Origin of the sequence: Vibrio kagoshimensis, from assembly GCF_050337535.1 — a bacterium.
GTDB lineage: Bacteria > Pseudomonadota > Gammaproteobacteria > Enterobacterales > Vibrionaceae > Vibrio > Vibrio gallaecicus.
The window spans coordinates 218,710-229,709 of record NZ_JAKJSZ010000012.1 but is presented as its reverse complement, the minus strand read 5'-3'; the positions used below and the strand labels follow the sequence as shown (position 1 = coordinate 229,709).

Genomic DNA, 11,000 nt, shown 5'->3' with positions numbered 1-11,000 from the left:
ATCTATGCCTGCAACTGACGCGTTCGATAAGCAAGACGCTGAGTACCGTGAGTCTGTACTTCCATCTGACGTTACAGCTCGTATCGCTGTAGAAGCTGGCATCGCTGACTTCTGGTACAAGTACGTTGGCTTCGGTGGCAAGATCATCGGTATGACAACATTTGGCGAATCTGCACCAGCAGGTGAGCTATTCAAGATGTTCGGTTTCACTACTGAAAATGTAGTAAACACAGCGAAAGAAATTCTAGCTTAACAGTGTGATAGTTGAGTCTCTCGAGATTCAACTTCACCTTAGTTGGTTGTGAAAATAACTTGAGCGTCTACATTATTGGCTTAAATTATTACACAACTAGATAGAAGTTATAGAATCAAAAAAGCCCCCTGCATGTCTGATGCAGGGGGCTTTTTATTTAGCGTATCATCTCAATTATGTCCAAGCTCAATTATGCGCAAGCTATTTCAAATAATTAACTCAAACAATTGCAGCCAAAAACGAACGTTATAGTAAATCTATGGCTAAGCTAACGGAAATTAAGAGTAACGGCAGCCACCTTGATAGCCTTCAGGCAAAGTTTTAAACCTGCGGTGTAACCACATCCACGCGCTTACGTCTCTTTTAATCATTCTCTCAATCTCTTCATTCATTAACCTTGCAGCAATTTCAGGAGACTTTCGAGGGAACTTAGCACTTAAGTCATCGCTAATTTCCAATGTATATTGACCTTGTTTACGAACGGTCACAGCGGACATTACAGCACATCTACTCATATCAATAAGGAAACTTGAACCCGATGTTGTTGCCGCTTCATTTACTCCAAAAAAAGGAACAAATACAGAGCTAGTTCTTCCATAATCATGGTCAGGTAGATACCATAAGCGATTACCTGACTTTAACACTCGAATCATACCTTTTAAGTCAGACCGATCGATCATCTGGTGACCTTTCCAAGTTCGACCTCTATGCTGTATGAATTCATACACTAAGTTCGTGTGAGCACGATAAACGCCGTAGCCTGGTGCAAAGAAACTGAATATACGAGCTGTCATTTCCAGGTTCAGAAAGTGTCCGCAGACAACCAAAACACCACGGTTATTCTTTTCTTGTTCTATCAGCATATCCTGTCCAATCACAGCCATATGCTTTTTCACTCGCCAATCGGGCCAAAACCAAGCCATTCCCGTTTCAATTAACGCTAAGCCTGTCTTTTTAAAGTTATCATTAACGAGATTCTTTATCTCATCATCCGATAATTCTGGAAAACTTAACTGAAAGTTTCGATACGCAACCTTAGACCGCCTTCCCAATACAAGCTTTGATAGGCTACCTATTCCAAAGCCAATTTTTTGCAATGCCCAATAAGGTAAAACATTCACAGTTAATGCCAATAAACCAAAACCCAACCAAATCAGCCAATATTTTGGTGCCAACATAGCAACAGAAAGCTTAGGACTTTCAACCACTTTCATAGTGTTATCTCACAGTACTACTAATTAACGAATCAAATAACATTATAAAATAGATAAGTGTAAAAAATGTATTTATTTAGTGATAAAAATGACACCACATCCATATAATTAGTATTTTCAGCCTAAACTTTACGCTATTTTTCTAGATCGATTGCCGTAGTGAACTTAACTGTTCTCAAAGAAACTGATGTATGAAACTTTCTGATGTTTAAATCCGTATGCAAAACGCGCTCTACAAACTGCTCATAAGCCAGAATATCCTTTACTGTCACTACTAACATAAAGTCATAACTTCCTGATATCTGATAGCATTGGGTCACCTCAGGAGCATTCAAAATAGAACGTCTAAACACTTGATATATATCAGCCCTATCTCGCTCCATTTCGACAGACACAATCAAAGTCATAGTGCTGCCAGCCAACTCTGGGTTGATAATCGAAACATCACCGATAATGACCCCCTCTTCGCGTAGGCGTTTAACTCGCTTTAAACACGCAGGAGGCGATAACCCAACTAACTCCGCCAACACAATATTTGAAACTCGATTGTTTTTTTGCAAGGTTGCTAAGATATTCCTGTCTATACGATCTATATCCATAATTTCTCACTGAGCCAATTTAATTACCTATAATTTCTCAAAATAACTCAAATAATAATTTTTTAACATCTTAGTAAACTGAAAACGAAATCTTGATAGAGAAATGCTGTGTAACATATCACTATTCGCCACATTTCATGGACAGAGCCAATGCAACCGATTCAACTCTTTTTTAAAGAACTTATTCGTGACATTTTTGATGTTACATACACCCTTTTTAAAATTATGATTCCTATCATCCTAGTGATAAAAGTCGTCGAAGAATTAGGAGGAAATGTATTACTGAGTAGTTGGTTGAGCCCCATTATGGAGTTAGTAGGGCTCCCCAAAGAACTTGGCTTGGTTTGGGCAACCACAATGCTCACGAATATCTATGCAGGTCTAATCGTGTTCATCAATTTAGACATGCCATTAACGGTGGCTCAAGCGTCAATATTGGGCAGCATGATGCTTTTAGCGCACTCCTTACCCATAGAGGCTGCAATAGCAAAAAAAGCAGGGGTAAACCTTGCTGCCACTCTTTTTGTGCGTATTGGTGGTAGTCTCTTTTTTGCTTGGTTACTTAACCTGACTTATCAAACTGGTGGTTTCCTATCAGAACACGCGGTCATTTTATGGCAGCCAGAAACCGTCACAGACACCAGTTATTTAGCTTGGGCGGTAAGCCAAGTAAAAAACTTTGCTGTTATATTCCTCGTTATTTCTGCCTTATTATTTTTACTTAAAATCTTAAAGCTGCTTGGTATTGAAAAATTAATGGCTGTGTTACTTAGACCATTTCTTCGTATTTTAGGCATCAGTAAAGAAGCAACCAATCTCACCATCATTGGCGTCACGTTAGGTTTATCTTTCGGTGGGGGTTTACTGATCAATGAAGCTAAACGTGGTCATATTGCCGCGCGAGATGTATTCACCTCAATTATGCTGCTTAATCTGCTACACAGTCTGATTGAAGATACATTATTGATTATGTTGATAGGTGCAGACTTCAACACCATATTTTGGGGGCGGTTAGTCTTTTCAGTTGTTGTTGTCGCTCTAATCTCATTAGGGCTAAGAAAGCTAAGTGATCAAACCTGTGAAAAATATTTCTATCGAAGTGTCGCTTAACAAAAGTAAAAGTCTTTAGTTAACATGCTCTGAACTTTTATAGATGAGTTCAGAGCATACTAATTCGTACGTAAAGCTCGTTACTAGCGGGTTAAATACTGTGTTCTTAGCAGTATCAATTATCAATGATTAAGCCATAACGCGAGACTGCTTAGCATTCACCGCAAAGATGACAATGACCATTAGCACAAACGGCAGCACATAAAGATTCAAGTTTTGCCAACCAACGGTAGATTCAAGCCAACCCGATAAAAGTGCAGTAACCGTGACGCAGCTAAACACGACAAACTCATTAAACGCTTGTGCTTTAGCTTTGTTCTTTTCCTTGTATGCTTGGCTAAACATACCTGTCGCGGCTATAAACATGAAGTTCCAACCTACCCCAAGCAATACTAGAGCAGCTCTAAAGTGCCAAATAGATTGACCGTGTATATTGATAGCAATACATGCAACAAACAGTAATCCACCAACTAATATCACATGTCGTGCTCCAAACTTTTCAATTAGTCGCCCCGTAAAGAAAGCAGGTACAAACATGCCCAATACGTGCCATTCAATCACCCCTGCCGCTTTCGTAAAATTAAACCCACAGCCAATCATCGCAAGTGGTGTTGCTGTCATGAGAATATTCATGACCGCGTAGGAAACCATTGCTGCAAAAACGGCAACAATAAAGTTCGGTGCTTTTACGATCTCACCAATCGAGTCTGATTTTTCTCGAGAGGAATGATATGAGGTTTCGGGAAATTGAATCGTTTGTAGAATGATTAGAGCGAAAATATTCAAAAGGATAAGTGAAGCAAAAGCGCCTATGTATAAACCGTCCTGTGACCATTCTTGCGACATAATAGCTAAGTTAGGTCCTAAAACAGCCGCTAATACTCCACCAGCCATAGATATGGATATTGCTCGGTGTCGTGCATTTTCATCGCAAACCTCAATAGCCGCAAAGCGATAAAGCGTGCCAAAACCAATACCGATACCCAGCAAAAATGTAGCAAAACAAAATAGGTAAAATTGCTGCTGATATAAAGCATAGGTCGCAAGGCTCGCACCTGTAATCCCGACCATGTTACCAATACTAAAACCCCGTTTACGCCCTAATTTTCCGGATATCAAGGATGCAGGGATAGTGGCAGCCATCAAACCAAGAAACTGCAATGCAACAGGCAATGTAATCATACTGGTGCTCGGTGCAATCTGTTTGCCAATTAATCCAATCACGGAAATCAACAATATGTTTCCTGTCATTAGCAGTGCTTGGCAAAGCGATAATAACCAAACATTTCTATTCATCACACAATCCTTGTATTTTCTAAGATGAACCAACACTGTGTTGATTCACCTCTAATCCGGTTCTTTCAAATATACGTTTTTAATGTACGTCTTCTAAATGTACTTTTAATCGTATTAGCTTAATGCGTAGTCAACGGCCGCCTGAGCATGTATTTCGGTAGTATCGAACAAAGGAACTTTCGTATCATTCTGATTCACCAACATAGCAATTTCAGTACAACCTAAGATTACTGCCTCTGCACCACTTTCCTGTAGGTCGTTTATCACCGTAATGAAATCATTTCTTGATCGGTTATTTAAAACACCTTGAACCAATTCGTTATAAATCACTCCATGAACTAGCTTACGCTGAACACCATTAGGTACGATGACTTCAATACCAAACTTTTCTTGTAAACGACCTTTGTAGAACTGTTGTTCCATTGTAAATGCAGTACCTAACAAACCAACCTTGCTAATACCTTGTGCTTTTAACTGCTCGCCAGTCGCATCAGCTATATGTAAAAGTGGTAACCCGGTTTCTTGTTCCACTTGATTCGCGACTTTATGCATTGTATTCGTGCAAATCATTAAAAAATCAGCACCTGCCGCTTTCAGTGAAAGAGCCGCATTACTAAGAATTATACCGGTTTTATCCCATTCACCTGCTGTTTGTAATTTTTCAATCTCTTCAAAATTTACGCTGTACATAACAATTTTGGCAGAATTGAAACCACCCAGTTGAGCTTTGACTAACTGGTTAATTTCACGATAATAATTTGATGTAGACTCCCAACTCATTCCACCTAGCATGCCAATTGTTTTCATCACTTATCCTCTGAGATTGAATATCAATTCACTAGAACAGAAAACACACTTTGGTACAAATGAATTTATCGTTGAGCCACACGAAGACAAAATGACATCTTGAAATTATCATATTTTGCAATAATAATAATTTTTTGTTATTTATTGAGCCTAGCGCATGCTTAACCCTCTTTGGTTACACACATTCAAAACTCTAGTTGATGTTGGTCATTTCACTCAGACCGCAGAAAAACTCTACATGACTCAACCGGGTGTGAGCCAGCATATCAAGAAGCTAGAACATGCTTGTAATCACCCTTTAATTACAAGAGAAAACAAGAGTTTTGAACTGACCGAACAGGGTCGAATAATCTATCAATACGCCATTAAAATCGCTAAAGATGAGCACGCTCTATTCGAATCATTATGTTTTGATAACCCTTATTCAGGCCAATGTTTATTATCGTGCTCTGGGTCTTTGTCTTTATTGCTCTATCCCAAGTTATTGGATTTGCAAAAAGAACATTCCGAAATGTATTTCCACCTTGAAGCTGCGCCAAACCACAAAGTGTTGAACGACATTCAACAAGGCAGCATTGAGCTTGGCATAGTCACACACATACCCAGTAGCAGCTTATTTCAAAATGAAATTATCGGAAAAGAAGCCCTGTGCTTAGTCCTACCTAAATCCTATGAGGGACAAGCTGTAACATCGGAGTTATTGTTTTCTGTTGGTTTGATCTGCCACCCCGATTCTCATCACTATCTATCGCTTTATTTTGATTTGTGTGGCGATGAAGAGCTATCAAAGATAAACATAAATTCGCTACCAAAAGCTGGTTATATCAACCAACTACACCAAATTCTGGTACCGATATCTAAAGGCTTAGGTTTCACGGTTCTACCTGAGAGTGCTGTTAGAAACTTCCCTCAAGCAGAAAACCTTTATATCGCTCCTCCAACCAAAAAGGTGGAAGAAGCTCTATATTTGGTACAGAAACGAAATAGAGAACTCCCTCACCGTTACAACACTCTTATAGATAAAATTAAACAAGTACTGAAATAGCCATAAAGTCAAAGTTCACGATTCGCGGCTGACATAGAATCAATAGGCTTAGTAGTAAGCCTATTGATGAAGAGAAGTGGTTAGAGGTGTGGAAATACAGATTTTAGTAAAAGACGCAGTAAAAGACAGCTACATCAGTGAATTAAACACTTATTCACTTAGCTTTGCGGCTCTCACTTTTTTATCTAACTTAAATAAAAGCTCGGCAGCTTCCATATGCTGTGGATAATCGGCGAATTGCTCACGACATGTTTCAGTCATTTTATTTAAATCTTCTGCGAGCATCAGTTTCCAATACAATTTGGTTGTATGCAGCATAGCAAGCAAAGGCTTAAACACCTCTTTTTCATACACTTGCATTAACTCTTCTAAAATATCTTCACGCTCGTATTCATTTTGAATAGGTGAGGTAAGCGTCGCCAATACTTTCTTGTATTTTTCACTCGCTAATAAGTTGTCCATGACAGGCACATGGTCTTGAGCCATCTCTCCTAATTTAGCTCGAATCGCATCCAACCAAGTCTCTTGAGTTAAATCACTCTCACATACGGCATTAAAATCGTGACGAATCTTCTTTTCGATTTTTGTTTGAGCTTTCATCAATACATTACGTACTTTTTGGAAAGGCAATTGAAATTCTTTACACAACTCAATGATAAGAAGATGGAAACCACCTCCAGGAAGATGAAGGTTCTCTTTAAACGTTGCAATAGCTTCTTCTTGCTGTGGTGTTAGCTCACTCATGTAATCTTGTTCCTTGGATAGATAGGGTAATGCAGAGTAACCCATCAGCTAAGACAAGTTACTTTGCCGCTCAGGCTAACGATATGAGTGATCAGTGTCAAACCTTGATGTTCGATTGATTACCAAGAATGTCGTTAATAAACGAATAGGTAAGAAAGAACAGAAAAACCTGACATCGAAATAGAAAAGCCTTTTACTACGGGTTAGCGCACCAAAAGGCTTCTTTTAACAAATAAATGTTGGTGGAAAGTGAGGTTACTTACCGTTCAACTTCAAAGCAGAGAACGTCACACTGTTGTAGTCACCATTCTTCTTATCAACAGCAAAATCACCCGTACCTTCACAACCAGGTCCCCATACTGGGTGAGAATCTTGTACGCTACATTGACCGTATGCACCCGCTTTGTAGTAGAAGTCATCTGCTGCATAACCTGTTGGGTGATCTTTATCATCCACACCTTTACTTAAGTCAATGTCGTAAGTCACTGTATTGTGCCTCGCCGTTTCGAAAGTTAGGTGCATCATTGTGCCCTTAACTTCTATTCGATAGCTAAAGTCTTCACCTAGAGCAATACCTGCTTTTCCTGGCTCAGTTGGGTTTTCCCAAGTGTTGCCCCATACTGGGTAAGCAATATCCGCACGGTTTGGATCTTTCTTCTCTAGGTTACGTTCGTAGTTCCAGAAAACTGAACCGTATTCTTGGTCTGGAAACTTCTTGTAGAAAATCTTAAGAGGCTCGTTACCGTGTCCATATCCAGTTTTAGCTTTGATCTGATCTTTGTGCTTTTTAGCGTGTATTTGTCCTACAACTACAGAGTGCGCTGGATATTTTTCAGGGTGTTTTGCATGCAGAGAAACATGGTTAACCTGAAGCGTTGCCTCTAAAGTGCCACCTACTGCGCTGTATTGATCCGCTTCTGGGTGGCTAGAAAGAGCCCACTGGTTCAGCTTGCCGTCAGTAAGAATGTTATCAAAATTAGCCCCACGAGGCATTTGACGCAGTTCAGAACGCGCATTCTTTGAATTTTTAGTCGTGATCGCTTTGTTATGCACTTCAAAGACAAGATGCCCGTTCTTATCTAGGTGGAAGAAGTCTGAATGAGAGTAGCTCATCATTGCTACGCCTTCAATTTCATCGACTTTACCATCTTCATTGATGTCTGAAGGAATCGTAATTTTCCAGTTACGCATATCAAATTTATCAGCAGGAACTGGGGAATCCACACCGTTATTAGCAACATCTGCCAATGCAGGCATAGCAAGTAAAATAGCACCAGTCAGAGCAAGAGTTTGTTTCATTTATTTAATCCTTTTATGTGTTATTATCATACATAATAATCAGGCGTAATATTAAGCAAAGCGCTATCAACAAGATGTGATTGTTAGTTCACACTTTAAAACTCTGACTTATAACCTAGCTCAAATAAATAAGATTTTTTCATAGATTCAAGAAGGTCTATAAACTCAAGCTCGGAAATGATCTCCTTACCAAGTTGAAGCTACGTATTATGGGAGTCGCTGAATAACTAAACGAAATGTGAATCGAAAGGGTGATGGATGCTTTGCAAAAAAGTGAATAATGCTGATGTTTATAAAATCTGCCAATGGATAATGACACTTCTGAAGGTCTAATTACCCAAAGGCTACAATTAATCTAAACCTCTTGATATGAATTAAATGAGAACAAGTGAATCGAGAATACCTTGACCACTATGAATACCACCTTCATTCTCACTTGCAGGCTTACTACGAATTAGATAACCAGCGTAACCACCCAACCCTGTTACGGCGTCACCTTGATAGTGCGCTGTAAATAAACCTATCTCACTCACAAGGTCTTTCACCAACGTTTGCCGACCATCGCGAATAGCAATTGTGGGTGTGTCTCGTTCATGCGGATACAAACGTTGCATCAATGCCCACGCATCGTACTCTTCTGGTTTTAGCTTAGTGAGAGTGTCGCTGATGTCTTCACCAAATACACAGTGGCCACCACCCTCACCTTGATTTTTAAGCACCCATTCTTTTTTGTCCGCATGGCAGTTGAACCATTCAATGGTTTCTGTCGAAATAGGCTTCATCTCCGCCAATACACTTTTCACTAACTGCGCTTCTTCAAGTGTTAAACCCCAACGAGCATAATCTTCTGAAGGCATAATAGTCAGTAACATTTGCATTGATTTACTGGTTGCCAGTTGCTGGCTAATAGTGGCATTCATTGCTACATAATGTTTCTCAATGAACAAACGCGTTTGGCTTAACGTATGGCAGCAAATAGGTTCGTTTAGATCCGGAGCCCAGTAATCTGAATATTGATAACCCGCTCTTAGATAAACCGTATCGATTGCCCCTACACCATTCAAAATAAGGCGCTTATTCTCACCACTCGATAGCTGAGTGCTCAACTGCTCGAATGTACGTCTTACCGTTCTCACACCACGGTTTTGCAGGGCTACTTCCAGAAGGTGCTGATCGTAAACATTATCCTCGCCTTTCTGAACAATCATCAAAAACGTTGGTTTCTGCTGGTCGTTTGCATCATCTAATGCCGAGAAGTGCATTTTTACTTTATTGGTTGCCGTTGCAATCCCATGAGCCAGTTGCTCCAAAGCTTGATTATCAGCAGGGACCGCTGAATCATCTTCTAGCCACGTATTGTATACGTCATTCCATTGGTCTTTTACAAAGCGATGTAGCTCTGTCGCGCGTTGTCCGAATGGTCCCATGCCAGCCGCAATACCATTAAACTCAATCACTTTTGCACCATGCTGGCGATCGTCCATAAAGTCAGTTCGCATCAATAATAATGACTGGCGAGCCGCTTCATCACTTTGAGATACATCGCCGTGGGCTTGCTGGTGTAACTCAATTAAACGCCCGAAGAAAGGGTCAGCTTTTGCCATATCACGAAGGGATTCTTGCAAGAACTCATGATCTTCTGACACGTTACTCACTAACTTAGCGATTAATGGCGTCACCGCGAGTAAATGACTATAAACTTGGCTTTCCATCGTCATTGGAGCGATACTAAATGGTACATGTCTTGCTGTATTATCATCCTGACGAAAAGCAACACCATGCATGATTTCCCACTCACATACATCTTCAATCACTTGCTGCGATATAAATTGGCTTTTGTTGGTATTCATTATGAAAAAACTCTCTAATTTATCTGATGCTGCACTTACTGCCGTCAGAGCTCGCGTGCTATTTTTGTAGTAGAAACTATCAATTGCGGATAGTAGAAACTGATTTAAACAAAAAATCGACCCATATTACGGATCGATTTCTATTTAAAGTAAGTTAACCATCAAAATGCCAAACATAGCCTAATTTGCACCATTTTTCTTTGCAAAATCAACACACTTATCTTTGGGGTAAAAGTCTATTATACCTTCTCGCCCAGCTTCCACATTACAGCAGTCGGTGAGAATCTTTTTAAGCTTAACCCGACCACGCTGGATTCGGCTTTTCGTACCAGAAAGTGATAACCCTAACTGATCAGCAACAGCCTGCTGAGATAACCCATCCAATTCCGAAAGGATCATCGCTTCACGGTACTTTTCCGGTAAGCAATCAAACATAAGTCTCAAGCACTGCCCCATGGTTTGAAGGTTCACAACTTCGTCAGGCACCTCTTCTTCCACTTGGTTATCAACTAACTCTTCATGATTCTGATGTGAGCGATAGAAGTCCATAATCGTATTATGAGTGATACGGTATAGCCAATGTTTCAGTTTATCCCTTGCTTCTAACTGTTCTATTTTTTGGCTGGCTTTTATATATACTTCTTGCAAAATATCATCAGCTAGATCTAAATCACCCGTCTGTTTTACTATGTAACTTCTCAAGTGGTCTTTATGTGTTAACCATTCCGCTAGCATAGCTTTTACCTCAATTTCGATACTCTATCACTATATTTCGATACTAGT

11 protein-coding genes are annotated in these 11,000 nt (G+C 39.8%); 3 read left to right on the top strand and 8 right to left on the bottom strand.

All coding sequences use genetic code 11. From position 1 onward, the window contains the following. Window positions 1-253, top strand: a 253-nt coding sequence (locus tag L4C37_RS13495) for a transketolase-like TK C-terminal-containing protein (protein WP_277869691.1), incomplete at its 5' end; no start/stop codon positions are given. Window positions 254-531: 278 nt separating this feature from the next. Here L4C37_RS13495 and lpxL read toward each other — a convergent pair. Next, window positions 532-1,467, bottom strand: coding sequence for an LpxL/LpxP family Kdo(2)-lipid IV(A) lauroyl/palmitoleoyl acyltransferase (gene lpxL / locus L4C37_RS13490; RefSeq protein WP_429768909.1), 936 nt, complete (start codon window positions 1,465-1,467; stop codon window positions 532-534). Between the two features lie 134 nt (window positions 1,468-1,601). Continuing rightward, a complete protein-coding gene (locus tag L4C37_RS13485) occupies window positions 1,602-2,066 on the bottom strand; it encodes an Lrp/AsnC family transcriptional regulator (RefSeq protein WP_429768908.1) in 465 nt (154 codons plus the stop codon). A gap of 150 nt (window positions 2,067-2,216) precedes the next feature. Between L4C37_RS13485 and L4C37_RS13480 the strand changes: the two genes are divergently transcribed. Further along, window positions 2,217-3,176 carry a hypothetical protein gene (locus tag L4C37_RS13480; RefSeq protein ID WP_429768907.1) on the top strand — a complete coding sequence of 320 codons (960 nt, stop codon included), beginning with the start codon at window positions 2,217-2,219 and terminating at the stop codon, window positions 3,174-3,176. A 129-nt stretch (window positions 3,177-3,305) separates the two neighbouring features. Here L4C37_RS13480 and L4C37_RS13475 read toward each other — a convergent pair whose 3' ends face one another. Further along, window positions 3,306-4,472 (bottom strand): MFS transporter, encoded by a 1,167-nt coding sequence (locus L4C37_RS13475; RefSeq protein WP_429768906.1) that lies wholly within the window; start codon window positions 4,470-4,472, stop codon window positions 3,306-3,308. 114 nt (window positions 4,473-4,586) lie between these two features. Then, the gene (locus tag L4C37_RS13470) at window positions 4,587-5,279 is read right to left on the bottom strand and encodes an aspartate/glutamate racemase family protein (protein WP_137372235.1); all 693 of its coding nucleotides are present in this window, start codon (window positions 5,277-5,279) and stop codon (window positions 4,587-4,589) included. A gap of 157 nt (window positions 5,280-5,436) precedes the next feature. Between L4C37_RS13470 and L4C37_RS13465 the strand changes: the two genes are divergently transcribed. Beyond that, on the top strand, window positions 5,437-6,324 hold the full coding sequence (locus L4C37_RS13465; protein WP_137372234.1) for a LysR family transcriptional regulator: 888 nt from the start codon (window positions 5,437-5,439) through the stop codon (window positions 6,322-6,324). Window positions 6,325-6,474: 150 nt separating this feature from the next. Here the strand turns inward: L4C37_RS13465 and L4C37_RS13460 are convergent, their stop codons facing one another. The 4 genes from L4C37_RS13460 to sigZ all read right to left on the bottom strand — a co-directional run bounded on the left by L4C37_RS13460 (window position 6,475) and on the right by sigZ (window position 10,952). Further along, entirely contained in the window at window positions 6,475-7,068 is a 594-nt protein-coding gene (locus tag L4C37_RS13460; protein ID WP_273295592.1) for a hypothetical protein, read from the bottom strand. 255 nt (window positions 7,069-7,323) lie between these two features. Then, window positions 7,324-8,367, bottom strand: coding sequence for a polysaccharide lyase family 7 protein (locus tag L4C37_RS13455; RefSeq protein WP_429768905.1), 1,044 nt, complete (start codon window positions 8,365-8,367; stop codon window positions 7,324-7,326). Between the two features lie 374 nt (window positions 8,368-8,741). Then, window positions 8,742-10,217: a glutathione synthase gene (locus L4C37_RS13450; protein WP_429768904.1), complete on the bottom strand. Its 1,476-nt coding sequence runs from the start codon at window positions 10,215-10,217 to the stop codon at window positions 8,742-8,744. 180 nt (window positions 10,218-10,397) lie between these two features. Then, window positions 10,398-10,952, bottom strand: a complete 555-nt coding sequence (sigZ, locus tag L4C37_RS13445) for an RNA polymerase sigma factor SigZ (protein ID WP_429768903.1) — start codon at window positions 10,950-10,952, stop codon at window positions 10,398-10,400. Between the last annotated feature and the right edge of the window lie 48 nt (window positions 10,953-11,000).